We start from the raw sequence: 26,860 nt of genomic DNA, 5'->3' as shown, positions 1-26,860 counted from the left end.
GCAGCAGAAAGTTTGCATTCAGTAGCAGTTCCTTCGGTGTCGCAACCCCGTAATGCTTTAGGAGATCATTAGATTTTAAAGAAGGGTCAACTAACCCTTTAATGACCGTGTGAGCGCGAATTAATCCGTGATCAACCTCCCCGTCACCGGTTGAGATTTCGGCAATCTCTTCTTGCTCGTCATAGGTAAGCGCTTGAAGTGTGAATATGACCGTAGCGCCAGCAAGCGCAGAGAGACGAGGCAATTCCACCTTCTTGGTCGGTTTAACCACTTTGGATCTATCAATTTTCAGCAGCATATCGAGTGTTGACATTTAAATTCCTCCGCCCGTAATAAGATCATTGGTTTCCCATTTTGTGAATGTGAATGGCGCTTCCGTTTCTCCTTTGACGCCAGCTTCCCAGTCAGCAAGAGTGAGGTCGTTGAAGCTGGCATCCGAGACAGTAACCCTTTCGGCCCCGAATGCTGCTGGATCATTCAACGAGCTCAGGATGGTCGCTCTAGGCAGAATGCCTTTTTGGATGGCAGCACTGTACTTCTTAATCATCCGCGAGTTAACCTTGTGCAGCCTGACACTGCCATTCCCTTTATAGCCCATGAATTTCGAATCGACGCCCATATTCCCCGCCAACTGCACATCCTCTTTGTTGAACTCAAGCTTGGCTTGGAATGCTTTGACCTCAGCGACATAGTCGCCATCGATCCAGAGCTCGCCACCCGTACCACTGATAATCCTTTCGCCATTAAAGCCTGCTGGCATGATTCATTCCCTCCTAGAGGTAAATTTGCATATCGAAGTCCTCAATGGCGTCGAGTGCTCGCAGCGGGCCGCCGATGAACACCTTGTCGCGAGTGTTTTCTTCTTTCACTTCCTGATCCGTCAGGAGTGCTACCACGTCAGCTCCATGGATCGTCTTGAGGAATGCCCGTTGGGCGGCTATGTTGATGTCTGCCCGGCTAAGCCCAGGATCCAGAATGCCCTGGAGCTCCAATTCCCCGTAGTACGCATTAATCGCATTGAGCAGCAGAAGCTTATTGGTGTACGAGTTGGAGACCTTGCCGATATAGTTGTCCTCAATCGTCTGCTTGATGTCCGTGTATGTCTTATTGAACACCCGGACCAATTTGATCTTTTGCCAGTCGGCACCAAACGGATCGGCCAGCGTCGTAAGGGACGTTACCCCTCGAGCAATCTTGACCTTCTCACCGTCATTGATCAGGATCAGCTTGCCGGCGGCAATGGCTGTGTTGGCCTCGGTTTTCGTAAGCTTCGGCACATCCGTCACATCTGGCAGCACCTGATAGGTTGGGGCCACGGTGAGCGATAGGCCGGCGAGCAGGCCGGCAATCCGGGCCAGGAAATTGGTCGTTGTGTAGCTCGTGGCACCAACATAGATGTTGTCGGTAGCAAAATTCACGATAGCCGGGTGGTCACCGGCGTGGTTCGGCAGTACGAACATGATCTTCCGATCCTTGGCGTCATACATGCCCTTGGCCCATGTAGCCGCTGAGGACACATCTCCGGCGGCGATTCCGGGGACAGTCCCGACATTCCATGGAATGGTTTCCAGGTAGTTGTACGCAGCGGAATAGTCCGACGCGGTGGATGGTATTACGACGACCTTCACCATTGCAGGCGTGCCGATCATTGCCAGAGCGATATGGCTTTTGTTGACCACCGTCAATCCAGCCGGAATTTCATCGCCTGGGCGCAGCTTGTACTCAACGACGCCGGTCGAGACGGACGTGTCCTTGAGCACGATCGCCAGCACGCCCGCGCCGCCCTGCTGAATCGCGGCGGTGGCAATAGATTTGAACACGATATTTACATTAGGCAAACCGAGTGCCATTGGTCATCCTCCTTCTTGGTCCAAGTGGACCTCTTGCATGGTGTCGTACTCCGGCAGCTGCCGGTTGGTCTGACCCTCCAGGACAATGGTGATATAGACTTCATCGTCTCTCGGCCCGCCGTCGATGCTTGCGATCGTGTAGACAGCACCGTCAGGGGCTTTCATTGCAGGTGATTCCTGGAATGCCGTCATAAGGCGGTCCGAAACGTCGATTTGATCGAATGCGTCCGGTTCTTCGCCTCGTACAAGCTTCGGGAAGTACACGATCTGCCAAGTCATTCGCCACTGCCGGTAATTGAGGTTCAAAAACTCGCCCGAATGGGTCGCCAATTGCACGAAAAAAGACGGCTGCTTAAAGCCGTCCGGAACCGTGTTGACGTATGTCGTCGTGACCTCGGGAATCGTGTCCTTCAGGAGCCGCCGGATGGCGTCCAGGCTGCTACGAATCATCGAAGCCCGCCTCCCTCCCAATCTCCCGGATGAAGTCGTCGACTATTTCTGGAATGTCCCGGTTCGTCTTCTCCAACGCCCGCTTGAAGAAATGAGTACCGGGGACAAAGCCGAGATTCTTCTTGGTTCTCCGGATCCGGCCGTTCTTCATCTTCTTGCGCGTCACTTTTACCAGCTTGTGGCCATCTTCAACCATGCGAGCGTACCAGACCTTGGTACCGACCTCGATCGTCTCGCCGGGATCGACAAAGAGAATCCATTCCTTTTGCCCCTTGTAGAGCTCACGCTTAAAGGATGCCCGGAGGCGACCAGAGCTGACCGGTACCTCGGCCGCACAATTCTGCAGATGCTTCTTCCCGACATCATAGCGCAGCTGGTTGTAACGCTTTTTGTCTCGAGCCGCATGCCCCAGTGCCTTGGAAAGTTGGTCGAGACCTTCAATTTTGAAACTCATGCGGAACCCTCCCGCTCCACCTGAACCTCTGTATGGTGATTGTTGGGACGATACGGCTCACCCGCCCGGTACTCCCCAGCACCGTTGACTTTGACCAAGTCGCCGGCCTGTACATTTGCTGCTGCAGGCATATACAGCATGTACACTTCGGCAATGGCCGTATCAGGCTCCCCTCGCGTCGCCTGGATACTTTTTCGCGACAGGCGGCAGGCGTAGGAGTTGACCGCCTGGTAATCGTCTTCCCCATTTAGAGGCGTGTTGTATTCGTCTTTCTGTGGCAGCGGACGCCAGATGGTGCAGCGCTGCGGCAGCATGCCGGGGCCCATTACACCGCCCACCTCCCAACATAAGGCGAGATGAGCGCTTGAATATGAGGCGGCAAGGAGCCACTTTCTTTCGCCACCTGGTATTTCACCGAGTAATCGGCAATACGCTCGGATTCAAACGCTGTCGAGCCCTTGAACAGGTCCATGGCATACATAATGCAGGCCACCTCAAGCGGGCGCGGCAGCGTGACACTGTCTTCATGATCAGCATCAGCCGGCAGTACATATCCCGCTTGATAGGTCACCTCGACATTCTCGATTCCAGACGCCCAAACGCCTCCCGGACGCAAGAGCATGCCCTTTTCGGGCAGAATTTCCGCATCGGTGACGAGCGTTCCGCCTACCTTAACGCTGGAAACATCCAATATCGGGTAGTTTTTCAGCTCCAGGTAGGCCTGACTGCTCCCGCTCCGCCGTTCCGTGTACTCCTGCAGGCGAAAAGTTCGTCTGCAGTACGCTTCGATGGACTGGCTTGCGGCTTCAATCATCATTTGCAGGAGGTCATCCTGTGATTCGTCCTCATTCGGGATCTGCAACTTCTTTTTGACCTTGTCCAGGGTCGTCAACATCGTCGTCACCGGCCTTTGTCTCCGTTTCCGGCTTTTGGGCCTCTTTCGGCTTGGAATGGAGCTGAATCATCCCATTCGGGTGCAAATACCGCCCAAAACCGAGGTATTCGACGCCTTCTGGCAGCTTTTTATCATCCGGTTTCCCTTCTGCTTTGGCGTGGCCACATTCGATCCAGGCTGCAGCGAGCTCGAAGTCTAGCTCCACCTGATCCCCCGGAGCGAGGGACCAGTCTGCGGAGCCGATGGAAACCAGCATTTTGACCTTTTGAGTCTTCATTTCGTCACCTCCAAGGCGTTTATATCGGTATCAGGTCGCGGAGTTAGCGTAATACTTCAGTGGGCCGCCGGCATCTTGGAGGGCGCCATCGTGACGGCTGAAGGCGATGAAGCCGACTTGACCGGATTCAGCGTATTTCTCCGCCATCCGGATAATCGTCACGTCCATGACGTCGCGGATGAAGTATTTGCTGAAGTCGCCGAAGAGTACCGACTTGGCGTTAGCGGCCATAGCAGGCATGTCGCTGTTGATGATGTACGAGTAGTTGAGGATCGAGTCCGGCTGGTTGAGCGCGACTCCCGGAACCCACAGCAGCCGGCCCATGTTGTCCTTCAGTTTCTTGATCGCTTTGAGCGAGCTGTCCGCGAACATGAACTGGGAAATGCCGCGGTATGCGGGGTCAACGCTGTGTTCGAGGTCGATCAAATCGTCGACCGTGATGGACGTGGTTTGGCCGGTAGCACCCACCTTGCCTTGAGAGGCGCCGGTGACGGCGCCTTGCGGTTGCCCGACACCCGTACCGATCGTGAAGTGCTCATTCGTACCGCGTCCGAAGCGCTCGGCGATTGCCCGGCGCAGATAGGCCTCCAGATCGAAGGCGCTGTCCTGCAGCAGCTCGATGGAAATGAGGATGGTCTTGGAGCTGTATTTGTAGGCGCCCAGGACCTTTTGCCCGAAGCTAGGGTCCGGTCCGAGTCCGGCAGCCGTGTTTTCGGCGACGATGACGGCTTTGTTGCCCGTGTCATCGACGTTAGGAATCGGCAACGGATTGCCGCTGGCCGTCCGGAGCACAGTTGCTCGGGATTGACGCATGCCGCCGTACCATTTCATGGCCTCGATCAGGCTGTTATAAAAGCCCTGCGGGACCGTGTAGCCGGCCCCTGGGGCCGAGGTGGACGTGGAAAGCGCCCGGTGTTCCTGCAGCATGGAGCGCTGCTCGTTGTTGATTTCGCGTCCGGACATCATGTCGAAGAAGGCCCTGCGGTATTCTTCGGTCTCGATAGCCTTTTTACTCCGAGATTCGGAGCCGCCATCTGCCGACGGTTGGACGGCCCTGGACTCGAGCTCTGCTTGCTCCTGGATGAAGCGCTCTTCGCGGTCGATCGTCGCCTTCAGACGATCCGACTCGGCCATCAGCTTGTCGTACTGCTCCTGCTCAGCGGCGTCGAAGCCGCGCTTTTCGTTGGTCGCTTTGTCGTGAAGCCCTTTTGCCTGCTCCCAGAGCTTGGCGCGTTCCTGCCGCATTTCGATGATCGTGGTTACTTGTGCTGCCATGAATGATCAACCTCCTAAGGTTTGTAAAGATGGAGTTGTCTTGCGCGCTGCTCTGCTTCCAGATCAGGCGTTTCAGTGCTTTTCGGCATAGGGATAGCAGGGCGGGACTTGAAAACCTCTTCCTCCGATCGCGTTCCGACGCTGGATGAAGGGTAGGCAGGGCGAGTGACGGGGCTGACCTCGATCAACTCAGCTTCCACAACGGTCCTGATAGGCATATCCGGGTTCGTTTCGTTCCACTCTTCCTTCACGGCGCGAAATATAAAAGACGATCCCCGCACGTCGCCGCGCTCGATCGTCTCCAAGTATTTATCCGCCCAGGAAGGGGGCTCAATTTCGTAACGCAGGCCGATTTCATCTTCCTCCACTTGTAAGGTCGAGGGCGTGCGCCCCAGAATCTCCCGCTCGTCGTGCTGCCAAGCAGCGTAAACGTCGGCCATCCGGTTGGTAAAGGCACCTTTGCGGAATTGCTCTTGAAACATGCCCCAGATAGGGTTTGAAAGCTGATTCCAGCGAACCGCGTAACCGATGATCTTAGTTGGCTGACCATCAATTTTACGGACTTCCGGCTTGTTTTCCGGGATCAGGATTGATCGGATTTCTTTCTGCTTGTCCAGACTGTTCACCTCCCTTCCCCGTGGCGTTGACCGGGGTCATGTTGCCATTGACCAAGTACGCCTCACCTTCTGGTCCGTCGATCGGATTCATATCCTCCATCTCGAGCCATGTGTTGGCGTTGATGATGCCGTTTTGCCTCATGATGTTGAGACCTTCCTGCCGGCTCTTGTAGTCGCCGCGCATGAGGCCGTTGACATTGAACAAGGCTTGATATTTTTTCCGCTCCGGCCGGGTCAGCAGTTTGAGTTTGATCGCCTGTTCCCATCGGACAACCCAGGGCCTAATCGTGTGCATCACGAATTCGATGGATTGATGCTCGATGTTGTTGTTCGTCGAGCGCTCCAGGTCGCCGATCATGTGCGGCGGCACGCGGAAGATCCTTGCGATCTCGCCGAGTTGGAACTTCCGGGTCTCTAAAAACTGCGAGTCCTCTGGAGGCAGGCCAATCTGCTTGTACTGCATGCCTTCCTCAAGTATGGCGATCCTGTGCTGTTTCTGCAGACCGCTGTGCATGTCGTGCCATTGATTCCGGAGGCGATCAATCGCCGCCTGATCGCCGATTTTCCTCGTGCTTTCAATTACGCCGCCGGGACGCGCTCCATTCCCAAAGTAGGTCGCCCCATACTTTTCGGTCGCCAGCGTTAGGCCGATGGCTTCGCGCTGCTTCGAAATGGGCGAATATCCCTTCAGTCCGTCGAACCCGAGCCCCGGAATATGAAGCACCCGGTATGCAGGCAGCACGACGGCGTCTCCGGTCCTCTGAATGATGGTGTGGTACCAAATAGCCCCATTGGCGTCTCGGTTGACCCAGGTTTGATCCGGCCGCAAGGGCCAGAGTCCAATCACCCGGCCAGCTCCATCCCACTCGATTTCCGCATAGGCATTCCCCCAGGTGGCGAGATGACCCATCAGCGTCTCGATGAACACGAACGCCGTCATTTCTTCATTGGGAGAGTCATGCAGAATGGAATGCAACGGGTGGCTGTATGCCACTTCCTTTCCGCCCTGTTTCCGTTGCTGGTAAAGCTGCAGAGGAAGAGACGCGATCGTTTCGGCCAGGATCCGGACGCAAGCAAAAACGGCCGTCGAGTGCAGCGCTGTGTTTTCGTTGACAAGGATGCCGGAGGAAGCCGGTTCGCCATCCGTCAGCCAATCCACCAGCCATGAATCGGGATTCGCCAACGTGGAAGATCTCTCTTCCAGGACCGCTTCGGCAGCCTGCCGCTGAACCCAGTTGCTCAAAAATGGAATTCTCAGGTCGTTCACCTCCCCCCTATGTTGTGATTAAGCCTCGGGACCGGTACACAGAGTCATTGCTTTCCTGGTTCACATACAGCGAATGCGCCGTGATCAGGGCCGCGACGGGGTCGATCCTGTTTTTGGACTTTTTCTTGTCCAGCAGGATGTTCTCGTGATGATCTTCCTTCGTGACTGCATTGCCCATCGCCCAATCCAGCACCGGGTTGTTCCCGTGAATGACTCGGCCTTGGTAGACGAGCTCGCGAAAGTTTTTCGTCGGCTCAGACAAATGATTCATCCGCTGCGGCACCTCGACCATTTCATAACCACGGTCCTTCATCTCTTGTGAGATCAGGCCGGCAGACCAGTCGTCGTAACAAACCTCCGAGATGATCCAGCGATTTTCACGCTCCTGATCGTAGACATACTTCTGAATCAAGCGGTAATCGACCACATTTCCCGGCGTGACAGTGAGATATCCTTGTCGGACCCAAAGATCATAGTTGACATCGTCTGTCTGCTTCCGGTCGGCCAGTTTCGCTTCTGGGATGAAGGAATGGCTCAGAACGGCCACTCGGCCATCATCCAGGTCGAATTCAAAGCTCACACTGGTCAAGTCAATCTTCTTGGAAAGGTCAAGACCAACGCGGCAGCTGCGTCCAGTCAGGTCCGGCATCGGCTCCTTGCCGCACGCTGCCCATTTGTCCATTTGCATATAGCCATCTTCCCGAGCATTCAGCCACATATTGAAGTTCTTGGTGAAGACGCCGCGTTGCTTGTCCGGGGAATCCAGCGCAATGCTCAGCTCGCTCCGCAAGAAGGCAATGCCAGATTCGCTGCTGGCTAGGAGAGGATTGCATTTAATCCAATTCCGGTCATCTTTGATGTCGTCGTCCTTGTCCATCTGGGCAATGTAGGCGAAATACTCCTCGTTGACGACCTCGCCCTCAAGAAGCTTGCAGCAGTATTGATATTCCTTGTAGCAAGGCGCGTTGAGATCAAATCCGGCCGTCGTGATGATGAACAAGAGAGGCTGCCGCCTCATGCCCATGCCCGAGACGATGACGTCGTACATATCGCTGGTGGGATGTGCGTGATATTCGTCGATGATGCCGCAGTGCGGGTTAAATCCGTCGAATTTCTTGGTTTCTTTGGACAAGGGCTGCATGCGCCCATTGCTCTTTTTGTGGACCATCAAGCTCTTGGACTTGGTAAATTTGATTCGCTTTCGAAGCGACTTGGACTTCTCGGCCATTTGCTCCGCCGCGCCGTAAACGATTCGCGCCTGCTGCCGGTCCGTCGCCGCCGTATAAACCTGAGGGCCGCCTTCTTTGTCGCCGGCGAGCATGTACAACCCAACGATCGAGAGCGTGGTGGACTTGGAGTTCTTGCGGGCCACCTGCTCATAAGCCTTTCGGAACCGCCGCAGGCCAGTTTCTCGATGCACCCAGCCGAATATGCTGCCGACGATGAACTTCAGGAACGGATCTAGCGTAACAGGGTCACCGGCCTTTACCGTCAACCCATCCTCGACGTGACAGCAAAACGAGGCAAAATAAAAAACACGCTCAGCGCGTGTCGGTTCGAAGGTGTATGGGAAGTCCTCGGTTCCCTGGCGGCCCAAGTCTTTCAAGTGCCGCTGGCAGGCGAGCCGTACATACTTGCCAGCAACAATCCTGCCCTCTTGGACGTCGGCTGCGTACTGCGTCACATCGTCCAGTTGGGCAAGTACGTTGTACATCAATCGAACTCCCCTCCGAACTCATCTTCTTCCTCCGCCTTCTCGTCCTTCAGGGCGATCCGGGTCCGGTCGTAGACAGTAAATCCGAAGCTTGCCTCGTAGGCTTTCAGGAGCTTGATGGTTGTGTTCAGCTGCGTCAGCGCTGGATTCGCAACATGCGTCACACCACCGCGAGAGTTGGAGTTGACGAACCGGGTGCCGTTCTGCCGGACATCCTCCAGAAGCACAAGCCGGCGGGCATGCAGATCGCAGTATGTGGCCAGCGCCGTCACGTCAAGATTAGTGAGCAGTTCCGTTTTCTCCATCTGCTTGACCAGATGCCGGAACATTTTTTTGCCTTCATCATCCAGCCACGTCGGGGGACGAATCTTATCGCGACCGAGACGAGAATTCATTTTCTCCTCCAGCTCGCGCCGTTTTTCCCGCTCTTCCTTGGTGATATTTCCCTCGACTTGATCGACCGGCTTCTTCGATCGGCTCATAGGCGGCCCCCTTTCGTACCCAAAATGTTTTATCAGGAAAAAAACTCACACGAAACTGGACGCGCGGTCTATATGGGAGAGGTCCTAAGATTTGCTCCCCCCTCCCCCCGCAGGCTATGAGCTATTTCTTCCTAGGTGGTGGTATGGTCTTACTCATCTGATATTCTTGGCTGAGTATCTGGAGATCAATCTCCACCAGTTTGCGGAGATCATCGACCGTAGCTATTTTGATTTTGCCATCTTGGAAGTCCTTGACCCACTTTGCAATGCCCGCTTGGACAATCGTTCGGTACTTCCCCTTGCTTCGTTCCAACTCAGCGAGTATCTCCTCAGAATCTTTCATTGTGGTCCTCCAGGTTATCCCTTAAAATGGATTCCGAGATAGTGGTTTGTCAAAACCGTGGCCACGGAGTATCCACTATCTCAACCGGGGTGACCCGGGCAGAGAGAAGGGGGCGTTCCTGCGCCTCCTTTTTCTATGCCTCTACAAGATCATTGGAGAGCAGAACCGGTTCAATACCGGTCGACTCTTTGAACCGCTGCTTGATTACGTCGCAGAAGATCGGGTCCAACTCCATCGTGTAGCAGGAACGCTCCAACTGCTCGCAGGTCATCAGTGTGGAGCCGGAACCACCAAAGAGATCGACAACGACCTCACCCTGTCGGCTGCTGTTCTTGACCGGAATAGCCAGCAGCTCGAGCGGCTTTTGTGTCGGGTGGACGTACTTGGTGACATCCCCGCGGGAGACTTCCCAAACACTGACCGGTTCCGGAGATTCAACCGGCAGCCCAGCCTTCCAGACTGTGGACTGTTTGCGATCGCCATACCACGCCGGCGCCTTGTTCTTTATATGACCATAAAAAACTGGTTCATGTTGGTATCGGTATTGCGCCCACCCGAAGGTGGCTGCGTTTTTGACCCAGACACATTGGGAGCGTGTCACGATACCAGCCAGATTCATGGCATCCTCGAATTCACGCTGATAAGACGAGGGATGAAATACATAGATAGCCGCATCCGGAGTCATAATAGCTTTGTAGTTTTCGAAAACTTCTTTCAGAAACCTCCGGAAATCTTCGTCAGACATGTCATCGTTCATGATCTGTCCTCGACCATCCTCTTTCAAGCGGGCCGAATCGCTTTGAACGGCCACATTATATGGCGGGTCCGTTATTACGAGATTTGCCTGTTTAATTTTCATTAACTCAAGAACATCTTTCATTGAAGTTGCATCTCCACACATTAGTATGTGCCGGCCGAGCTGCCACCGATCGCCTCGGCGCGTTTCCGGCTCCTTGATCCGGTCCAGCGCGTCCTGGACGTCGAACGAGTCCTCTTCAACGAGCGGATCCACTTCCACGTTCGTTTGTAGACCTGCAACCATTTGCTCGAGCGTATCTGCAGCCATCCCCGTACATGCCGCGATGTCGTCAAGCTCATAGTGGTTGGAAAGCTCTGCGACAAGAGAAGCAAGAAGTTCGTCTTCAGTGTGCCCGCGGAGTGTCGAAAGGCTGACCGTCAGGAGCTTGGACTCCTCCTCACCAGATTCGACGACAATGCAGGTCGTTTCTTTCAAGCCCGCTTTCTGCGCGGCGAGCCAACGTTTTTCCCCTTTGATGATGGTCCCATCTGAACGAACCAGAATCGGTTGTAAGACACCGTTCTGCCGGATGCTTTCAACTAAGGAGAGGAATACCGAATCTTGCATCACGTTTGGATTCCAAGTGTTCGGTTGAAGCTCCTTTAACCGATAAGTCTCAACCCTCACCTTCCAAAACCTCCATCCTCTGTCGCTGTCTTGATATCGTGATGCCTCTTGCATAATGGCTGATGGTTGTTGGGGTCCCAGAACAGCACCATGTCCATTCTGTGCGGCGTTATATGGTCGACGACCTCGGCCGGCGTGTATACGTCGTCTTTCAAGCAATGCTTGCACAGTGGATATTGTTGCAAGAAAAGAGCGCGGTATGCTCTCCACCGTGCGTCATATCCTCTCTCAGCTGCCGTCCCGCGGAACCGATCTTTTTGGGCGCGTCTTTGCTTTTCGTGCGTCCGGCAATAGCCAGCTTCGACCTTTTCCGTGCATCCTGGTTTGCAGCAAAGGCGTTTATTTTTTGTTGGGATATGATTCACTCTTCCAGAATAAGAATTTCGAAACTATTAACAGTTTCAGTGATTTTTTGCCATGCTTGCGCGGATGTATCCGGCCTGTACGGCCCTTCATTGGATGCACACTCATAAAGTTCTTTGCCGGCAGGTAACTCTTCTCCAATTCCGATCTTAGGTACAGTTACGCGACGAGCCATATTCAAACCACCTCTAAAAAGAAGTTGTCTGCATAGGATAATGCAGCTGGTGCAGATGAAAATATCCCCGCCTTTGTCGCTGTCATAAGGGCGATATCAGATATGTTTGCCTGCCATGCGCCATTAAGAAATAATCGAATGCTTCCCTTGATGGCTTGTATGGTTATTACATCTCCAGAAACCGGAGTGCCAATCATAACAGCTGCGGCTGTTATTGAACCACCAACCCTTTTAAATATCGTATTTCCGCTGACATACCATTCGTTGGTGTCGTCGACATATCGGAATACGATACGCAAGGCAGACAAATCACCACTTATCGTGACTCGTAGCGTGTAATCCGGACTGCCCGGATCAACGATCACCCGGCCCGCTCCTGAGATTAGCTTCAGCTTTCCTGAAACTATTCCCCAAACTGAACCTGTTGTGGTCACCCACGTTTGCCCGGTTTCCGTTTTTCCTGCAGTCCCATTATTGTCGGGTCTGGTGAATGTATCTTTAATCGTTTTCCGGATTCGGCGACTGATTCCGATCCCAATTCCCGCTCCAATGCGCATTAATATTCACCGATCAAGTCAGCAGCCGTCGTTGCTGTTGCCCAAATTCGCTTGATTCCCCATGGGTGAGTCATTCCACCGACCACATTTTTTCTAGTTATGACGCTGCCGTCAGCCATCGTCATTTTGATATCCCCGCTCGTTCCAACGTACAAACCTTTAGTCTCAAGGATGCCGTTGTATGAAGGGATATCGACGGAGTCATTAGGCGTTATGATTGCTGATCCTCTAGCAATTGACCTAACGTTCCTGCTGCCGTCGGTATTAATGCCGTCGGCTTCGTTCACCTTCTGTCCGTCTGATCGAAGCACATCGCCGCTTCTGGCTGCATAATCACTTGGCATTATTAATCATCCTCCATTTCATGTTTTTAGCCTCGTCTTCTTTCCTGTCGATTTCTTGGTTGCGGAGGCAAGTAACCATGAACGGCCTGCCGCAAAAACCAACGAATGAACCTCTTCATCTATTCACCTCCCCATTTAGGCATAAAAAAAGCCCCGATGTGGGGCTTGCCGTGTTTTATTCGCGCTCTTCTTCTGGAATTCTTTGGCCGAAAATCATAAGGTCTTGAGCCTCAGGGTCATCTTTGATTTTTTGTATGTATTCATTCGCTTGCTGAACAGCCTTTTCACTTCTCAAGGTAAAGAACTGTCGGCCATTTTGAAGAACAAACATCAGCCGTTCAGGCTCCTCAGGGTTCTCTTCTTCAATGTAGTGGACGTCCTTGATATAAACGACATGAAAATTCCCATCTTCATCTTCCATGAAATTAACGGCTTTCTCTGGTCCTGTATACCCAGTATTGTAAAGCCTTCGTTTTTCAACAGTCATTTCCTCGCCTCCCGCCTCGTACTTTCGACGCATAGGCACAAATTTCCTTTAATCGATGATGCCGAACGGCGCTCAGCTGAGGCAGCTTATCAGGCTCCCTCCTTGGCGCGACACCCTCCCGGTTGGGTCGCTCAGCAGCATCGATTAAAGGGTGACGATTACTTGCGCTCGTCACAGGCGCTCCCGAGCCGAACCTTGTCCTGTTGGGATCACAGGTGAAAGGAGGAAAGGTTGAGCCGATGGGAATGTCAGTTGAGACTCCCCAAGGACTCCACAGGCCGGCGTGATTGATGCTCCGGGGGAACGGAGAGAGCGGGTTCCCGGAATCGAACCGGGAAGGGCCAGTACCCGCATGAAAAGCCCGCTCCAACTGAACCGAGTGGAACTCGACCGTTAACGCTGGAGCAGACCATGCAGAGGCTGCCCGGAGCAGCTTGCCATTTATTTGCGTGGCCATGGGCCATTCTCCCATGGACAATGAGGATAGGCGTGCTTCCCGACGCCTCGTTTTAAAGGATTGCACCACATGGCATCACATGTTTGCAGCGGAAGACTTGCCTGCAAACCTCTCCTTCACCTGATTAGCGTCTCTCTTCCGCCACCACGCAGTTTGCAGTTGCTGGGATTTACCTGCGCACTGTTTACGATTTCAGCGTGTTACCAACTAGCAACATTCCGGGAGCAAACGTGATTGGCTGCGCGAGATGAATTTCCATGTTGAGCATTACCGGCATCTTTCTTCCCGCGATGAGTCGAATCAGACGATGGCGAATAGATTGCATTTAAAATACCTCCTTTTAATGGACAAAAAACAGACGCCCGAGAATGGCCCACAAACAGGCGTTCTTGGTCCGCTCCCTTCCAGATGGGGGCGGAACAGTATGGAACGCAATTTTGGGCCGTCCTCGGCCGTCTGAGATAGCATTGCGCCTGATGCTAGACCTACATCGGCGTTGAAGCAGCGATCACGAGAGGAGCTTTGCACCGTATGCAAAAAGCCGACCACTTGGGCCGGCTGGGTCATCAAGGCATTCATGCCTCATCGGTGTCTCTCTCGATATCTCACTGATACCAATTTATCACGGCTGGAACCAAGCAGTTTAAGGGTCTTTGAAAACTTTTCGGAGGAAAAATTAAACGGTTTTTCAATTTGTCTTTCGCATCAAATCATACATGGTGTATTATATGAGCAAGCAATGGTTGATGCTGTATTTATATACTAAATTAAGGGAGTGTGCCGCGCATGGTCGTTCGAGCTTCCAGGGGAATTGAAGCGCCGGTTCGCCAGAAGGTCGCGCTCTACATTCGTGTGTCATCCGAGGAGCAGGCTGTTAGTGGCTTCGGCCTTGACGTTCAACGTGAGCGCCTGACAGCCTTCGCAAAGTCCCAAGGCTGGGATGACGTTGAACTCTATATGGATGATGGCTATACAGGGACCAACACGAATAGGCCGGCCCTAAAGCGTCTGATTCGTCATGTCGAGGCAGGAAAGATTCATACAGTCGTAGTATATAAACTGGATCGCCTCGGCCGGAAGCAGAAAGATGTGCTCGAGCTGTTGGAGGACGTCTTTGAAAAGAATGGCGTTGCCTTCAAGTCGGCCACTGAACCGTTCGACACATCGACTCCGCTTGGAAAAGCCATGCTCGGCATCCTGGCGGTCTTTGGCCAACTCGAACGCGACATGATCATTGAACGGACGACATCGGGACGGCGCGAGCGAGTAAATCAAGGCATGTGGCACGGCGGCCGTATCCCCTTCGGCTACCATTGGAACAAGGAAGCTAAGGTGCTCGAAATCAAGCCGGATGAAGCAGCCATAATCCGGGAAATATACAAGCGGTTCCTTCAGGGACAATCAAGGTTAGCTATCGCGGAGTGGGCGCAGTCCAGAACGACAGCTCGCAAGATGACTCATACAGACATCCGCGATATCCTAGTCCGCCCTCTCTATGCGGGGAAGTTGCTGAATGCTGGTTTGATCGTCGAAGGGAACCATGATGCCATCATAGACGAGGACACTTGGAACATGGTTCAAGCCGAAAACGCCAGGCGGAAGGAAGGGGCATCTCCAGTGGGGGAATACTTGCTGACAGGGCTCTTGCAATGCGGAATATGCGGCGGCCCGGTTGTTCATGTTAAACGTAGAACCCATAGGAACGGGAAGGAATATCTGTATGAACTTTATGCCTGCCAAAAACAGCATGTAAGAACGAAGGACAGAGGCGCGAGCTGCAGCAATAAGTATCACAATCGCGCAAAAGTCGAGGCAATCGTCATCGAAGATATCCGCAACTTGTCATTGCTGGATCCCAAGCGGCTCGATGCTATACTCGAACAGCAATCCAACACCCAGGATTCCACCGATGCCCGCAATGCCCTGCAGCACCGCTTGGAGACGATCGAGACGGGAATTGAAAATCTGTACGACGCCATTCAAAGCGGGGCCGTCAAAGCGTCGGCATTGGGAAATAGAATTACCCGGCTTGAGGAGGAACGCGAGTCGGTCCAGTTGCAGCTTGATGATCTTGACGATGAACCGGAGATAAAGAACTCGGCGGCAGCTCGTAAGATGCTTCAGGATCTACACAAGATGTGGGACTTCCTTACGGAAGAAGAACAGAAGCAACTGATTCGAAAAGTCGTGACGCGAGTCGTTCTCCATTCAGAATCGCCGCCAGAAATAGTGCTCAACCTCGCGAAATAAGCTTCTTCATTTTATCTGTGTTTCGGGAAGACGTTCAACAAAATGAAGCTGCAGTACGATCTCGGCCTCAGCAAAATCTACGAGCTCGTCATCAATTCGAACCCCTGCTACGCCTTCCTGCTCGATGGCAACTCGCTCATCCAGAACAAGCTCATCGTCGCCCATGTGCTCGCCCACTGCGACTTTTTCAAGAACAACGCCCGCTTCTCCGGCACCAACCGGGACATGGTCGAGAGCATGTCCGCGACGGCCGAGCGGGTCGGCCAGTACGAGATGCTCTACGGAACGGAGACCGTCGAGCGTTTTATCGACTCCGTGCTCGCGATTCAAGAGCATATCGATCCGACTCTTGTGAAGCCCCGCCAGCTCGACAAGTCGAAGCGAGACGAATACCTGCGCAGGGAAGCCGAGAACGCGGAGGAGCGGCCGCCTGGAGAGTACGACGACCTGTGGCGGCTGGAGGAGGTCTCGTTGGAAGAAGAGGCGGGACCGCCGGAGCCGCCGAAGTTCCCCCTTCGTCCCGAGAAGGACCTCGTCTGGTTCATTGAGGAGCATTCGGCCCATCTCGCCGACTGGCAGCGGGACATCATGAGCATGCTGCGCGAGGAAATGCTCTATTTCTGGCCGCAGATGGAAACCAAGATCATGAACGAGGGCTGGGCTTCCTACTGGCATCAGCGGATTATCCGCGAGATGGATCTCGACAGCGAGGAGACGATCGAGTTCGCCAAGCTGAACGCCTCCGTGGTCGTGCCGGGCCGCGGCAGCCTGAACCCATATTACCTGGGGCTGAAAATATTCGAGGATATCGAGAAGCGCTGGGAGGACCCGACGGAGGAAGACCAGCGCCGCTTCGGCTACAAGCCCGGAAGGGGCAGGGAGAAAATATTCGAGGTCCGGGAGCTGGACTCCGACACCTCCTTCCTCCGCAATTACTTGACCAAAAAACTGGTCGACGATCTCGACCTGTACATTTTCGAGAAGAAGGGCCCCGAATGGAAAATCACCGACAAGGCGTGGAAAAACATCCGCGAGCAGCTCGTCTACTCCCGCGTCAACGGCGGATTTCCCGTCATCGAGGTGCATAACGGCGATTTCAACCGGGCAGGCGAGCTGTATCTGGTCCACCATTATGAAGGCGTGGAGCTGGACCTGAAGTATGTGGAGCGCACGCTCCCCCCATGTCGTCGCCCTCTGGGGCAAATCCGTGCATCTGGAGACAGTCGTCGAGGACAAGAAAATCGTCTTCAGCTGCGACGGGAAGAAGACGAGCCGGAAGTTTATTTGAACGTTAATTTGTTTTGATGAAACGGTATAGAAACCATGGAAACAGCCGGCTCCTATTGGGGCCGGCTGTTGCTGCGGCATCGCAAGGATGCCGTCTCTGATGGAATTGTACGTCACGGGCGGCGCTTCAAGTAGGAGAATGCAAGCAGCCAAAAGATGCATCCGAGCAGGATCTGGATTCCGCTCTCCTGAACATGCATGCCATTTCCGCTGAGCAGGATGCCGGTGAAGAAGCCCAACATCATGGCAATGAGAATTTCAAGCCCTTTAGACGCCATATAGAATCACCTTTTTAATGAAATGTGGATGCGAAGGTAGTATCTGTTTCCTTTATTTACCCATAGAGTAAGGTTTCCAACAAAGTCCTGGCATGTATCTAGAGCGGATGAGGAAACCTAAAAAGGCAGGATTTCACTTCCGTTTGTTTAGTTGCATTATTTTCGTTATCGATGTATACTGTCACTATTGCAAATACATTTTAAAGACACAAGGAGAGACCTTTCCATCATGGCATCCATTCTTTTTGTTAAAGCGAACGACCGTCCGGCTGATCAAGCGATCAGCGTCCAAATGTACAATACGTTCCTCGAATCCTATAAAGCCGCTCACCCGAACGACACGGTAACCGAGCTGGACCTGTACGAGGAAGTGCTTCCTTTCTACGGCAACACGGCCATGACCGGCATGTTCAAGGCTGGACAAGGCATCGACACGACTCCTGAGGAGCAGGCAGCTGTCGAGCTCGTCACGAAATACGTCAACCAATTCCTCGAAGCCGACAAAGTCGTGATCACCGTTCCGCTCTGGAACTTCACCGCTCCGGCTCCGCTGATCAACTATGTCGCTTACCTGGCGCAAGCAGGCAAGACGTTCCGCTACACGGCTGAAGGTCCTGTAGGCCTCGCAACCGGCAAAAAAGTCGCTCTGCTGAGCGCTCGCGGCGGCGTATACTCCACGGCCCCTATGGCAGACTTCGAATCGGCTCTCCGTCCTCTCAAAGGCGCATTCGGCCTGTTCGGCGTACAAGCCCAGGAAATCGTCATCGAAGGCCACAACCAATTCCGTGACCGCGCTGCCGACATCGTCAGCGAAGGTCTGAATAAAGTCAAAGCCGAAGCCGCTGCTTTCTAAGAGCTCTTCATGACAAAAGCCCCTTTCCGGTTAGCCGGGAAGGGGCTTTACGTTTGTTCAATCCTGTTGGCCAAAGCTCGACTATCGAGCCAACAGGAGAGGGAATGCCCTGCTCCGCTTGCTTGGTCTTTCCTGTCCATGCGAGATTGTCTCCTTGCCTGTATCATTGAATTTAACGGCCATAATGGACATGTAAATGGGTTCATGCATGAAAAGCGTCCGTCATTTATAAAAAATGGACGGCTTGGTGCGGGAGTTGTTCATTTCCTTGTTCCCGCTGCCCGTCCTGTCTTCCCGGTCAGACAGGGATGAATGCTGGCGGAACAGAAGCGTCGTGCTCAGAACAAAGCTTCTCATCTTATGAATGTAGGAAAAAGCTTCCGATGAGGAAGCTGAATGTCTGAGCAGTATTTGATGGCAGAGAGTAATAACCGAGGATAGCGGCACAAGCCATCCCGGTTGAACGCTGCTTATCCGCTTGGATGTCTCTGGACCCGCGCACAAGGAAGCATAGCGGAATCGAATGCTGTCATAACTTTCCAGCAGATCCCATGCTGTGCTTAAAAGCTGCGTCAACAAGACGCTCGGGCACAGTTCTTTATGATTATTTTCGACCGTATAGATTTTATTTGATTTTAAGTGCTTATTCAACAGGTTCAGGAATTCCGTGATGGCTTGGTGAAAGATATCCATGGACTCCAAAAGAATGGCGTCAATTTCGCCGCTCTTGAAGGAGAAGGTATCCGAAATCATGGTTAGACGATCCCATACGAGCCTTTGCGACATTTTTCCGTATGTCAGCGTCTTCGCCATCGATTTCAGCGTCATTAGATCATCCTGATCCATCGTTTTGCTGGATGCTCGAATTCGAAACAACACCAGCTTGGACAACGACAGTTCTTCCCTGGCTATCCAGGTGACTATGGCAGACCATTCCGAACTTGTGGATGAATGAAGAGTCATACACCTACCTCACCTTACTCTTCGTGAATCTCGTCGTGATACTCGTCCTGATATTCGTCTTGGAACGAGGATTTCTCGAGCTTGATCACATCCTCCAGCTTGAACTGCAGGAGCATCTGGTTTTTGATAATGATGCGCATCATGCGCTCCACGCTTTCATTGACTTCCATCAAATCCTTCGAGCTGCTCTCTTCCGCATGAATGACCTTTTGCAGTTTTTCACCTTCGGCGTTGATGATGTTGGACAAGCCCATCTCTTCCAATGCGATCGAAGACAAAAGAAGATTCAGTACATCATGTCGCTTGAGCTGAATATCAGGCCTGATATTCGGGACATTGGGCATGCTCATGAGGATCACTCCTATTTGGGCTAGTATCCATCCGCTTGTCATCGCACAACGAGACTTTAAATCGATCGCTTATCTCTTGCAGCTGCGTCCTTAAATCGAAATGAGCGCGGATGGTTTCTCTGCTCATCTTGATTCCCATTTGAAAGATGACTTCCGCCGCTGATTGCCGATCTGCAGCTGCATTCATGTAAACAAGCTCATCCAGCAGCCTTCCTATTTCCGGCTGAACAAGAAGCGTCAGCTGAGCAGAATGCTGTTCAACGTTTTCAGGCGGGGAAACAGCCGGTTCCTGGAGTGGATTTCGTTTAGACATCTTCAAAGAGGAGGAAGGCTTGAAAGTGCTTATTTGGCTCTGGATCTCCCGACCCTCCGCTTCAACCGCTTTGAGCAAATTCGGCATTAAAGAACCGTGGAATTTTGCCCTTAAGCGCTTCGCGTTGGCAAGAACCTGTTTTTGATCCATCGACAACGCCATCACTTCTTCCTGAATTGATCTCTATAGAAGATATGCCAAGCTATGCCATTACATACAACTCTTTTTTATCGACATAAAGGGACAAACAAGAGCTTGCAACAACCCCGCTTACACCTCCTATCAGTTGCACATCCCAAGATACGAGTAAGGTTTGGACTTTATTCCAACTTTGCAAACCCGTGTTTCTCTCCAGCCGATGGCAAGAAAAAGCTGTCGAATAACAAAATCGAACGTACAAAGCCTTGCGTCTGCAAGCGGATTGGCCGCTTGTCGGACTTGGCGCATGAAGGATGACCCTCATTCCTTGCCCGCCGGCAGAATCCTCGTTCAGCCATGAATTCAGAAGAAGATGGATTTGAGAGAAGCAGCTGCGAGGATGATTGCTCTCCAGGCCGCTCACTCATTTTTTAAAATCTCTCTTAAACAATGAACAATCTCGTTCCGCTCTAGGTTCTGGACTTCGCCGATTCGAGCCGCCAGCGCGGGAGCCATCCACTCATCGACAGCCTTCCATCCCATGCCGGACAACAGCATGTATTCTTTCCTATACTCATCATGAAACAGCTTCCGCAGCACTCTTTCCAGCAGCCAGTCCGGAGTATCTCGCGGGACGGCATGCGAACGCAGCATCATGGAGGTTCTGGCGACATCCGCCGCTTCATTCCCCACCATTGCATTTATCCAATCAATAACAACCGGCCCATTCGGAGAAAGAATAATGTTGCCAGGATGAAAATCGTAATGGCATAATTTCTTGCCCTCGGGCAGGCTTTTCACCTTTGAGAGCACGGCTTGTTTTTCCGCTTCATTCAGAACCGCTGCCGATTGAATTTGATGAGACAGCTCCCTTTTAAGGCTGGGGTCAAATGGAACCTCGGCTTGGTGAATGTCGAACTGAAGCTGCGCCATCATTCTGGCATAGTGGACAACGCTTGATTCCGTCCTCTCAATCCGACTCAGCATCGTAGGACCGTCTATCCGTTCATAAATCAAACAGGTCTTGCCTTCAATCTCGACTAATCCACCGAAAGCCGGCGTTTTCAGACCTAGGGATTGAACGGCTTCCGCATTCCGCGCTTCTTTTTTAGCCTCATGCTCGGAATGCTCGCGTTGATGAAGGATTTTGACGACTTCCGTGCGCCCCCAGCGATAAACATCGGCCGTGTTTCCTCTTCCAAGCAGCTCTCCGATTTTCATCTCTATATTCCTCCTTTCAATAAGCAGCTGTTAATCGTCCTTGTATCGAATCGATGCTCTTCTGCCGAACGGAGAAGATTTTGTTTTGATTGCTCAAGATTCCGTTTTGTCGGCTTCTGTTTGAGACGAAACGGAGTCGAATTGCGTGCCAGCCTCTCCTCCAGATCGGCTTCGAGCTCCACAAAGTAAACCTCCGCACCCTTCGACTCGAAAATCCCGCAGATTTCGTTCACGAACTTCCAATCCTCCTGCAGATCGAACCCCCACACATACGTGAAAATGAGCCCATACTGATCGCTGCCGGAGAACGATTCAAAGATTTCGCGCCGCAGCAAATCTGAAATCCTCCAGGTTTCGAAACCGAAACCGAAGAAAGGATGCAGAATCTCGATGGACATATGATTGTGAAACAGCTTCAATTCGGTTATCTTCGCCAGCTCATGCCCGATGGTCATTTTCCCGACGGCCTGCGGGCCGAATATGAGAATGAACTTCATGATGATCCCTTCCTCTCAGGATTTGTTGTACAGGATACGGATTCCTCTATATCGATCTATTCTTTTCGAAGCATCGCTCGCATCGCCGGTTACGGCAACGGAACTGTGGCCTGTCCATTCCGCTTGGAACGCTTTCGTTGAAATAAACACATTCCCCGAACGATTTGATTCCGATCCTTGCTTAAGGATGGACAGTTGATAGCTGTACCCCGTTGTCGCTCCGCAATCCCGTTGGAATATGACCAGCTCCAAGCTGCCATTCGGCTGGAAGGATCGATGGACGATTTCATTCGAGCACATACCGGATATCAGACTTCCCCCCAGATGGTAAAGCCAGTAAACGGCAATGCCAACTAGGACTGCGACACGAATGAAACCGATTCCTGCAGCTCGCCTGATCGTTCGTCTTCGTTGAAGCCGGACTTCCTGATCGGAAGGCCAATCGGGAAGGTTCATCCGTGATTTCCTATCCAAGCTTTCACTTTCCTTCCCGATCACATCTCTGGCTCGCGGACTGGGCAGTCGCGTCTCCGGCTGGCAGGCTGAGACGATCCATTTCGCCTGTCGCTCCTATCGAGCGGATGGACCGGTCCTGCCTCTTCTTTTCCATCCCAACTATACCATTCCCGTAAAATAACGTTAATGACTTCATAAGGATGCGTCTCCATATCTATCCATTTCTCTTCCCTTTTGCATGGATTCCGGGACTTTGCATGCATGTCCATATTCCCTTTCCTTACGTTCGCAAGACGACCGATTTTCCTATTGACAGCGATGCCAAACATTTCTTATGATGACTGGGCCAACCTTAATTTGAGGGCTATGCTTTTTAAACCAGATGGTTTAAGACAACCCCGGTTACTCCGTCAGCGGAGAAAACCGGGGTTTATTTCTGTCGAGAGGAGGCTTCCGTTCCGAAATCGAAAAGGCACTTAAAACCGTATGTGTAAGCGCTTCATATCACTCGCTTGAAAGGCGGTTATTCTGATGAACCTGACGTTGAAACGAATTCTTGCCGGAGCGGCCATTGCCACGATGCTTGCCGGAGCCCAGCTCACTCCTGCGGCGCCGATGGGCCTCGCTTCCGCCGCTCCGGACACCGCGGTCGGCAACAAGCAGAATTACAGCACGGACGTCATCTACCAGCTCTTCACCGACCGATTCTCCGACGGCAATGCCGCCAACAATCCGACGGGAGCGGCCTTCAGCTCCGGCTGCACCAACAAGCGCGTTTATTGCGGAGGCGACTGGCAGGGCATCGTCAACAAGATCAACGACAACTACTTTACCGGCATGGGCGTTACGGCGCTCTGGATTTCCCAGCCTGTAGAGAACATCTACTCCGTCATCAACTATTCCGGCGTGACCAATACGGCCTATCACGGCTACTGGGCCCGCGACTTCAAGAAAACGAATCCTGCCTTCGGCAGCTTCACGGACTTCCAGAACCTGATCAATGCGGCTCATGCGAAAGGCATCAAAGTCATCATCGACTTCGCGCCGAACCACACCTCTCCAGCCATGGAGACGGATACTTCCTTTGCCGAGAACGGCAAGCTCTACAACAACGGCACGCTGCTCGGCGGATATACCAATGATACGAACGGCCTCTTCCACCATAACGGCGGCTCGGACTTCTCCACGCTCGAGAACGGCATCTACAAAAATCTCTACGACCTGGCGGATCTCGAGCAGAACAACAGCACGATCGATACCTATTTCAAAGACGCGATCAAAGTCTGGCTCGATCTCGGCATCGACGGCATCCGCGTCGACGCGGCCAAGCATATGTCCATGGGCTGGCAAAAGAACTGGGTCGCCTCCATCTACGGCTACAAGCCGGTCTTCGTCTTCGGAGAATGGTTCATGGGATCTGCGGCCGCAGAGGCGGACAACACCAAGTTCGCCAACGAATCCGGAATGAGCCTGCTCGACTTCCGCTTCAACCAGGAAGTCCGCAGCGTCTTCCGCGACGGCACGGACACGATGTACGGCCTGGACGCCATGGTCGCAGCGACAGGCTCCGACTATGCGCAAGTATCCGATCAGGTTACGTTCATCGACAACCATGACATGGAACGCTTCAAAACCGGTTCCTTGAGCAACCGCCGTCTCGAGCAGGCGCTTGCGTTCACGCTGACCTCGCGCGGCGTCCCGGCGATCTACTACGGCACCGAGCAATACATGACTGGCGGCACGGATCCCGACAACCGCGCGATGATGCCGTCGTTCTCCACGACGACGACCGCTTACAAGGTCAGCGGCCTGCTGGGACCTCTGCGCAAATCCAATCCGGCCATCGCCTACGGCACGACCCAGCAGCGCTGGATCAACAACGACGTCTATATCTATGAGCGCAAATTCGGCAACAATGTCGCGGTCGTAGCCGTCAACCGCAACCTGTCCACGGCTGCATCCATCAGCGGCTTGGTCACCTCCCTCCCGGCGGGAACCTACAATGACGTTCTCGGCGGACTGCTTGGAGGCAACAGCATTACGGCGGCATCCGGCGGAGCTGTCGGCACGTTCACCCTGGCTGCAGGCGGCACGGCCGTATGGCAATATACGGCTGCGGCGACAGCTCCGGTCGTCGGCCATGCAGGTCCGGTCATGGGCAAGCCCGGCAACACGGTCACGATCGACGGCCGCGGCTTCGGCTCCTCCAAGGGCACCGTATACTTCGGCAGCACAGCCGTAACAGGCACGGGCATCGTCTCCTGGGAAGATACCCAGATCAAGGTCACGGTTCCTTCCGTCGCCGCCGGCAGCTATGGCATCAAGATCCGCACCTCCGGCGCGGTCGACAGCAATGTGTACAACGGCTTCAACATTCTGACCGGCAATCAGGTTTCGGTGCGCTTCGTGGTTCAGAATGCAACGACGGCCCTGGGCGAGAACGTCTATCTCTCCGGCGGCGTATCCGAGCTCGGCAACTGGGCTCCAGCTGCCGCCATCGGACCTATCTTCAACAAGATCCTGTACGCTTACCCGACTTGGTATTACGATGTCAGCGTGCCGGCAGGCACCGCTCTCCAGTTCAAGTTCTTCAAGAAGAACGGAACGGCGGTCACTTGGGAAGGCGGCTCCAATCATACCTTCACGACTCCCGCTACCGGGACGGCGACGGTTGTTGTGAACTGGCAGTAACTTTTCGGAAGACGAAAAAACCCGAAGGCCGGCCCCCCTGGGTCCGTGCTTCGGGTCTTTCTTTTTTTTCTAGAGCTTGACGAACTGTCCGGTTCTCTGGGATTCAAAGGCTGCCAGAATGACCTGCAGCGACTTCAAGCCCTCTTCCCCCGAAATGGCCGGAGGCGTATTCGTCGCGATGGAGTCCACGAAGGCATCGATGACTCCGCTCGGCACTTGCTTCTCGTTCGTCGCCATGGCGCCGACTTTGTACGTTTCCACCAAGCCGTCGACAGGCTCGACGATGACCTCGTCGCCGTCCACCGTGCCGATCTTCATGACGCCTCGCTCGCACCACAGCACCGTGCTGTTGTCCCCGCCCTTGTACTGCGTCCAGCTGGCGACCAGCGTTCCGATCGCTCCGCCCTTCATGCGCAGAAGGCAGGCGGCGTTGTCGTCCACATCCGTGCCTTCCTTGTCCAAGGTACCGATAAAGCCGGCGACCTCCGCTACCTCGTCGTTCAGCAAATACCGGATGAAATCGGATTTATGCACGCCGAGATCGCCCATGGCGCCCATGATGGCTTCGTCCTTGCGGAAGAACCAGCTCTCCGCGCCGTCCACGCTCCAAGCCTCCGGCCCGGGATGGCCGAAGGAGGTACGGAAGGTGAGCACCTTGCCGAGCTCTCCGGAATCCAGAATCTCCTTGGCTTTCACATGCGGAGGCATGGGGCGCTGATTATGTCCGACCATCAGGAAAACGCCGTTATTCCGGGCGGCCTCGATCATCCGCTCCCCTTCTTCCAGCGTCGTAGCCATCGGCTTCTCGACCAGAACATGCTTGCCTGCGTTGGCTGCCGCAATCGCCATGGAGGCATGGAGATGATTGGGCGTGCAAATGCTCACCGCGTCAACATCCGCTTGGGCGAGCAGCTCCTCAAAGGAAGCAAAGGCTTGGCCGCCATAAGTCTCGGCCATGCTCTCGGCCCTCTCCAGAATAGGGTCAGCAAAGGCGACCAGCTCTACGTTCCCGTTATCGGCGTACTCCGGAATATGTCTGCGCTGGGCGATGGCGCCGCAACCGATGACAGCGACTTTGATTTTGCTCATAGCTTCTCTTCCTCCTTAATTAAACGTTCAAATAGTGGCTTTTCAGCCATTCGTAGCTGTTCGAGATGCTTTCCAGCGGCGGATTCTGGCAGACGTCCTGCTCCACGATCAGCCACTGCACGCCCGCTTCCGCTGCAGCCTCGATGACGGCAGGCAGATCGACGGTGCCTTGTCCCAGCTCCAGCGTTTTCATCTGACCCTGCTCATCCGCGCTGAAATCCTTCAAATGCAGCAGCGGCAGGCGGCCGGCGTAGTTGCCGATGTACTCAACGGGATTCCGGCCTGCGAATTGAACCCAGCATACGTCCATCTCGACCTGAACCGCTTCCGGCGTCGTCTCCTTGAACATGGCGTCAAAAGCATTGTCGCCGCCGACTTGGCCATGGAACTCGAAATCATGGTTGTGGTAGCCGAAAATCAATCCCTGCTTGCCGGCTTCAAGGCCGAATTGCTGCAGCTCGGCGAAAAGCCGGCTCCATTCCTCGCCGCTTTGGGGACGGTCCTCCGGCATCAGATAAGGGCAAATCATGTATTTGGCGCCGATCGCCTTCAAATAATCGATTTCTTTTTGCAGATCCTCGCGCAGAGCTTGCAGGGATACGTGGCTGCTGAAGCCCTGCAGGCCCAGCTCGTCAAGCAGCGCCTTCATTTTATCGGCGCTCAAATCGCCGTAACCGGCGAACTCGACGCCTTTGTAGCCAAGCTCCGCGACTTTGCGAAGCGTGCCCTCAAAATCTCTGGCGGTTTCATCCCGCAGCGTGAACAATTGAAGTCCGATGTTAAGTTTTTCCATATGGGCAAGCTCCTTTGCAGACATGTTTTATTCTCTGGTTTCATTCTAGGGGATTACAGCCTAAAATGAACATATACAATATCGTTAGAACATGAACGATTTGCTCGGAATTCCAAGGGGAGGGTTTCTTTTTGGACACATCTTTGCTTATCTGCGACTATTCCAATCATTATAAACCCTTTACTCAGGACTTGAAGAGCGGACTGCAGCATTACCTATTCCGCCTCAGACCGAAGGCTCCTGCCGGG

32 protein-coding genes and 1 pseudogene are annotated in these 26,860 nt (G+C 53.5%); 4 read left to right on the top strand and 29 right to left on the bottom strand.

Annotation, left to right across the window (positions count from 1 at the left end):
- The 20 genes from BN871_RS04755 to BN871_RS27450 form a co-directional block, all read right to left on the bottom strand.
- Positions 1–313 (bottom strand): phage tail assembly chaperone (locus BN871_RS04755; protein WP_048744847.1); only part of this gene is annotated, 313 nt, incomplete at its 3' end.
- A complete protein-coding gene (locus BN871_RS04750) occupies positions 314–760 on the bottom strand; it encodes a phage tail tube protein (RefSeq protein WP_048744846.1) in 447 nt (148 codons plus the stop codon).
- 13 nt (positions 761–773) lie between these two features.
- Positions 774–1,850: a phage tail sheath subtilisin-like domain-containing protein gene (locus BN871_RS04745; protein WP_021878985.1), complete on the bottom strand. Its 1,077-nt coding sequence runs from the start codon at positions 1,848–1,850 to the stop codon at positions 774–776.
- 3 nt (positions 1,851–1,853) lie between these two features.
- Complete coding sequence (locus BN871_RS04740; RefSeq protein WP_021878986.1) at positions 1,854–2,300, bottom strand: DUF6838 family protein; 447 nt, start codon at positions 2,298–2,300, stop codon at positions 1,854–1,856.
- Positions 2,290–2,754, bottom strand: a complete 465-nt coding sequence (locus BN871_RS04735; protein ID WP_021878987.1) for an HK97 gp10 family phage protein — start codon at positions 2,752–2,754, stop codon at positions 2,290–2,292. Before BN871_RS04735 ends, BN871_RS04740 begins: the two co-directional genes overlap by 11 nt.
- A complete protein-coding gene (locus BN871_RS04730) occupies positions 2,751–3,080 on the bottom strand; it encodes a DUF3599 family protein (protein ID WP_021878988.1) in 330 nt (109 codons plus the stop codon). Before BN871_RS04730 ends, BN871_RS04735 begins: the two co-directional genes overlap by 4 nt.
- Positions 3,080–3,649 (bottom strand): head-tail connector protein, encoded by a 570-nt coding sequence (locus BN871_RS04725; RefSeq protein ID WP_083436241.1) that lies wholly within the window; start codon positions 3,647–3,649, stop codon positions 3,080–3,082. Before BN871_RS04725 ends, BN871_RS04730 begins: the two co-directional genes overlap by 1 nt.
- A complete protein-coding gene (locus tag BN871_RS04720) occupies positions 3,600–3,926 on the bottom strand; it encodes a hypothetical protein (protein ID WP_048744844.1) in 327 nt (108 codons plus the stop codon). Before BN871_RS04720 ends, BN871_RS04725 begins: the two co-directional genes overlap by 50 nt.
- Positions 3,927–3,956: 30 nt before the next feature.
- The gene (locus BN871_RS04715; RefSeq protein WP_021878990.1) at positions 3,957–5,201 is read right to left on the bottom strand and encodes a phage major capsid protein; all 1,245 of its coding nucleotides are present in this window, start codon (positions 5,199–5,201) and stop codon (positions 3,957–3,959) included.
- 14 nt (positions 5,202–5,215) lie between these two features.
- A complete protein-coding gene (locus BN871_RS04710; protein ID WP_083436240.1) occupies positions 5,216–5,827 on the bottom strand; it encodes an HK97 family phage prohead protease in 612 nt (203 codons plus the stop codon).
- A complete protein-coding gene (locus tag BN871_RS04705; RefSeq protein ID WP_198158008.1) occupies positions 5,757–7,085 on the bottom strand; it encodes a phage portal protein in 1,329 nt (442 codons plus the stop codon). Before BN871_RS04705 ends, BN871_RS04710 begins: the two co-directional genes overlap by 71 nt.
- A 7-nt stretch (positions 7,086–7,092) precedes the next feature.
- Positions 7,093–8,799, bottom strand: a complete 1,707-nt coding sequence (locus BN871_RS04700; RefSeq protein WP_053086937.1) for a terminase large subunit — start codon at positions 8,797–8,799, stop codon at positions 7,093–7,095.
- Positions 8,799–9,281, bottom strand: a complete 483-nt coding sequence (locus BN871_RS04695; RefSeq protein WP_048744843.1) for a phage terminase small subunit P27 family — start codon at positions 9,279–9,281, stop codon at positions 8,799–8,801. Before BN871_RS04695 ends, BN871_RS04700 begins: the two co-directional genes overlap by 1 nt.
- A gap of 121 nt (positions 9,282–9,402) precedes the next feature.
- Entirely contained in the window at positions 9,403–9,624 is a 222-nt protein-coding gene (locus BN871_RS04690; RefSeq protein WP_048744842.1) for a hypothetical protein, read from the bottom strand.
- Positions 9,625–9,757: 133 nt separating this feature from the next.
- Positions 9,758–11,050, bottom strand: coding sequence for a DNA modification methylase (locus BN871_RS04685; RefSeq protein ID WP_048744841.1), 1,293 nt, complete (start codon positions 11,048–11,050; stop codon positions 9,758–9,760).
- Between the two features lie 361 nt (positions 11,051–11,411).
- Entirely contained in the window at positions 11,412–11,588 is a 177-nt protein-coding gene (locus BN871_RS27455) for a hypothetical protein (protein WP_021881848.1), read from the bottom strand.
- A gap of 2 nt (positions 11,589–11,590) precedes the next feature.
- A complete protein-coding gene (locus BN871_RS04680; protein WP_021881847.1) occupies positions 11,591–12,145 on the bottom strand; it encodes a hypothetical protein in 555 nt (184 codons plus the stop codon).
- On the bottom strand, positions 12,145–12,489 hold the full coding sequence (locus BN871_RS04675; protein ID WP_021881846.1) for a hypothetical protein: 345 nt from the start codon (positions 12,487–12,489) through the stop codon (positions 12,145–12,147). Before BN871_RS04675 ends, BN871_RS04680 begins: the two co-directional genes overlap by 1 nt.
- A 175-nt stretch (positions 12,490–12,664) precedes the next feature.
- A complete protein-coding gene (locus tag BN871_RS04670; protein ID WP_157060200.1) occupies positions 12,665–12,976 on the bottom strand; it encodes a hypothetical protein in 312 nt (103 codons plus the stop codon).
- Positions 12,977–13,617: 641 nt separating this feature from the next.
- Positions 13,618–13,758, bottom strand: coding sequence for a hypothetical protein (locus BN871_RS27450; RefSeq protein WP_021882334.1), 141 nt, complete (start codon positions 13,756–13,758; stop codon positions 13,618–13,620).
- A 461-nt stretch (positions 13,759–14,219) separates the two neighbouring features.
- Here BN871_RS27450 and BN871_RS04665 point away from each other — a divergent pair, with 461 nt between their 5' ends.
- Positions 14,220–15,683 carry a recombinase family protein gene (locus tag BN871_RS04665; protein WP_048744839.1) on the top strand — a complete coding sequence of 488 codons (1,464 nt, stop codon included), beginning with the start codon at positions 14,220–14,222 and terminating at the stop codon, positions 15,681–15,683.
- 21 nt (positions 15,684–15,704) lie between these two features.
- A pseudogene (locus BN871_RS04660) lies at positions 15,705–16,971 on the top strand (SpoVR family protein); the annotation flags it as partial.
- A 112-nt stretch (positions 16,972–17,083) separates the two neighbouring features.
- Here the strand turns inward: BN871_RS04660 and BN871_RS28195 are convergent.
- A complete protein-coding gene (locus BN871_RS28195; protein WP_164763018.1) occupies positions 17,084–17,248 on the bottom strand; it encodes a hypothetical protein in 165 nt (54 codons plus the stop codon).
- A 229-nt stretch (positions 17,249–17,477) separates the two neighbouring features.
- On the opposite strand from BN871_RS28195, the gene BN871_RS04655 reads away from it, so the two are divergent.
- Positions 17,478–18,101, top strand: coding sequence for an FMN-dependent NADH-azoreductase (locus BN871_RS04655; protein ID WP_048744838.1), 624 nt, complete (start codon positions 17,478–17,480; stop codon positions 18,099–18,101).
- 222 nt (positions 18,102–18,323) lie between these two features.
- On the opposite strand, the gene BN871_RS04650 is transcribed toward BN871_RS04655, so the two are convergent.
- The 6 genes from BN871_RS04650 to BN871_RS30115 form a co-directional block, all read right to left on the bottom strand.
- Complete coding sequence (locus BN871_RS04650) at positions 18,324–18,992, bottom strand: hypothetical protein (protein ID WP_021879768.1); 669 nt, start codon at positions 18,990–18,992, stop codon at positions 18,324–18,326.
- 86 nt (positions 18,993–19,078) lie between these two features.
- Entirely contained in the window at positions 19,079–19,414 is a 336-nt protein-coding gene (locus BN871_RS04645; protein WP_048744837.1) for a hypothetical protein, read from the bottom strand.
- Positions 19,380–19,889 carry a hypothetical protein gene (locus BN871_RS04640; protein ID WP_048744836.1) on the bottom strand — a complete coding sequence of 170 codons (510 nt, stop codon included), beginning with the start codon at positions 19,887–19,889 and terminating at the stop codon, positions 19,380–19,382. The genes BN871_RS04645 and BN871_RS04640 overlap by 35 nt, the downstream gene beginning before the upstream one ends.
- Positions 19,890–20,285: 396 nt before the next feature.
- Complete coding sequence (locus BN871_RS04635; protein WP_048744835.1) at positions 20,286–21,086, bottom strand: phosphotransferase family protein; 801 nt, start codon at positions 21,084–21,086, stop codon at positions 20,286–20,288.
- 2 nt (positions 21,087–21,088) lie between these two features.
- Positions 21,089–21,583: an AAA family ATPase gene (locus tag BN871_RS04630; RefSeq protein WP_049867907.1), complete on the bottom strand. Its 495-nt coding sequence runs from the start codon at positions 21,581–21,583 to the stop codon at positions 21,089–21,091.
- A gap of 15 nt (positions 21,584–21,598) precedes the next feature.
- Positions 21,599–22,039 carry a DUF5412 family protein gene (locus BN871_RS30115; RefSeq protein ID WP_374725875.1) on the bottom strand — a complete coding sequence of 147 codons (441 nt, stop codon included), beginning with the start codon at positions 22,037–22,039 and terminating at the stop codon, positions 21,599–21,601.
- A 579-nt stretch (positions 22,040–22,618) separates the two neighbouring features.
- Between BN871_RS30115 and BN871_RS04625 the strand changes: the two genes are divergently transcribed.
- The gene (locus tag BN871_RS04625; protein WP_048744848.1) at positions 22,619–24,730 is read left to right on the top strand and encodes an alpha-amylase family glycosyl hydrolase; all 2,112 of its coding nucleotides are present in this window, start codon (positions 22,619–22,621) and stop codon (positions 24,728–24,730) included.
- Positions 24,731–24,799: 69 nt separating this feature from the next.
- Here the strand turns inward: BN871_RS04625 and BN871_RS04620 are convergent, their stop codons facing one another.
- Positions 24,800–25,819, bottom strand: a complete 1,020-nt coding sequence (locus BN871_RS04620) for a Gfo/Idh/MocA family protein (RefSeq protein WP_048744834.1) — start codon at positions 25,817–25,819, stop codon at positions 24,800–24,802.
- A 19-nt stretch (positions 25,820–25,838) separates the two neighbouring features.
- Positions 25,839–26,612, bottom strand: a complete 774-nt coding sequence (locus tag BN871_RS04615) for a sugar phosphate isomerase/epimerase (RefSeq protein ID WP_048744833.1) — start codon at positions 26,610–26,612, stop codon at positions 25,839–25,841.
- Positions 26,613–26,860: the final 248 nt, after the last annotated feature.

Source organism: Paenibacillus sp. P22 (genome assembly GCF_000469945.2).
GTDB lineage: Bacteria > Bacillota > Bacilli > Paenibacillales > Paenibacillaceae > Paenibacillus_O > Paenibacillus_O humicus.
Note: the sequence above shows the minus strand (reverse complement) of the source record. Positions and strands in the feature narration are given on the sequence as shown.

Excerpts from the sequence above, each read along its gene's own strand:
- BN871_RS27450 (WP_021882334.1), bottom strand. The coding sequence starts at position 13,758 with ATGCAATCTATTCGCCATCGTCTGATTCGACTCATCGCGGGAAGAAAG.
- BN871_RS04645 (WP_048744837.1), bottom strand. The coding sequence starts at position 19,414 with ATGAGCATGCCCAATGTCCCGAATATCAGGCCTGATATTCAGCTCAAG.
- BN871_RS04655 (WP_048744838.1), top strand. The coding sequence starts at position 17,478 with ATGGCATCCATTCTTTTTGTTAAAGCGAACGACCGTCCGGCTGATCAA.
- BN871_RS04700 (WP_053086937.1), bottom strand. The coding sequence starts at position 8,799 with ATGTACAACGTACTTGCCCAACTGGACGATGTGACGCAGTACGCAGCC.
- BN871_RS04670 (WP_157060200.1), bottom strand. The coding sequence starts at position 12,976 with ATGACTGTTGAAAAACGAAGGCTTTACAATACTGGGTATACAGGACCA.
- BN871_RS04625 (WP_048744848.1), top strand. The coding sequence starts at position 22,619 with ATGCTTGCCGGAGCCCAGCTCACTCCTGCGGCGCCGATGGGCCTCGCT.
- BN871_RS04740 (WP_021878986.1), bottom strand. The coding sequence starts at position 2,300 with ATGATTCGTAGCAGCCTGGACGCCATCCGGCGGCTCCTGAAGGACACG.
- BN871_RS04720 (WP_048744844.1), bottom strand. The coding sequence starts at position 3,926 with ATGAAGACTCAAAAGGTCAAAATGCTGGTTTCCATCGGCTCCGCAGAC.
- BN871_RS04630 (WP_049867907.1), bottom strand. The coding sequence starts at position 21,583 with ATGAAGTTCATTCTCATATTCGGCCCGCAGGCCGTCGGGAAAATGACC.
- BN871_RS04635 (WP_048744835.1), bottom strand. The coding sequence starts at position 21,086 with ATGAAAATCGGAGAGCTGCTTGGAAGAGGAAACACGGCCGATGTTTAT.
- BN871_RS04640 (WP_048744836.1), bottom strand. The coding sequence starts at position 19,889 with ATGGCGTTGTCGATGGATCAAAAACAGGTTCTTGCCAACGCGAAGCGC.
- BN871_RS04680 (WP_021881847.1), bottom strand. The coding sequence starts at position 12,145 with ATGCGCATTGGAGCGGGAATTGGGATCGGAATCAGTCGCCGAATCCGG.
- BN871_RS04745 (WP_021878985.1), bottom strand. The coding sequence starts at position 1,850 with ATGGCACTCGGTTTGCCTAATGTAAATATCGTGTTCAAATCTATTGCC.
- BN871_RS04735 (WP_021878987.1), bottom strand. The coding sequence starts at position 2,754 with ATGAGTTTCAAAATTGAAGGTCTCGACCAACTTTCCAAGGCACTGGGG.
- BN871_RS04730 (WP_021878988.1), bottom strand. The coding sequence starts at position 3,080 with ATGGGCCCCGGCATGCTGCCGCAGCGCTGCACCATCTGGCGTCCGCTG.
- BN871_RS30115 (WP_374725875.1), bottom strand. The coding sequence starts at position 22,039 with ATGAACCTTCCCGATTGGCCTTCCGATCAGGAAGTCCGGCTTCAACGA.
- BN871_RS04725 (WP_083436241.1), bottom strand. The coding sequence starts at position 3,649 with ATGTTGACGACCCTGGACAAGGTCAAAAAGAAGTTGCAGATCCCGAAT.
- BN871_RS04615 (WP_048744833.1), bottom strand. The coding sequence starts at position 26,612 with ATGGAAAAACTTAACATCGGACTTCAATTGTTCACGCTGCGGGATGAA.
- BN871_RS04620 (WP_048744834.1), bottom strand. The coding sequence starts at position 25,819 with ATGAGCAAAATCAAAGTCGCTGTCATCGGTTGCGGCGCCATCGCCCAG.
- BN871_RS04690 (WP_048744842.1), bottom strand. The coding sequence starts at position 9,624 with ATGAAAGATTCTGAGGAGATACTCGCTGAGTTGGAACGAAGCAAGGGG.
- BN871_RS04750 (WP_048744846.1), bottom strand. The coding sequence starts at position 760 with ATGCCAGCAGGCTTTAATGGCGAAAGGATTATCAGTGGTACGGGTGGC.
- BN871_RS04695 (WP_048744843.1), bottom strand. The coding sequence starts at position 9,281 with ATGAGCCGATCGAAGAAGCCGGTCGATCAAGTCGAGGGAAATATCACC.
- BN871_RS27455 (WP_021881848.1), bottom strand. The coding sequence starts at position 11,588 with ATGGCTCGTCGCGTAACTGTACCTAAGATCGGAATTGGAGAAGAGTTA.
- BN871_RS04675 (WP_021881846.1), bottom strand. The coding sequence starts at position 12,489 with ATGCCAAGTGATTATGCAGCCAGAAGCGGCGATGTGCTTCGATCAGAC.
- BN871_RS04715 (WP_021878990.1), bottom strand. The coding sequence starts at position 5,201 with ATGGCAGCACAAGTAACCACGATCATCGAAATGCGGCAGGAACGCGCC.
- BN871_RS04665 (WP_048744839.1), top strand. The coding sequence starts at position 14,220 with ATGGTCGTTCGAGCTTCCAGGGGAATTGAAGCGCCGGTTCGCCAGAAG.
- BN871_RS28195 (WP_164763018.1), bottom strand. The coding sequence starts at position 17,248 with ATGGCGTCTAAAGGGCTTGAAATTCTCATTGCCATGATGTTGGGCTTC.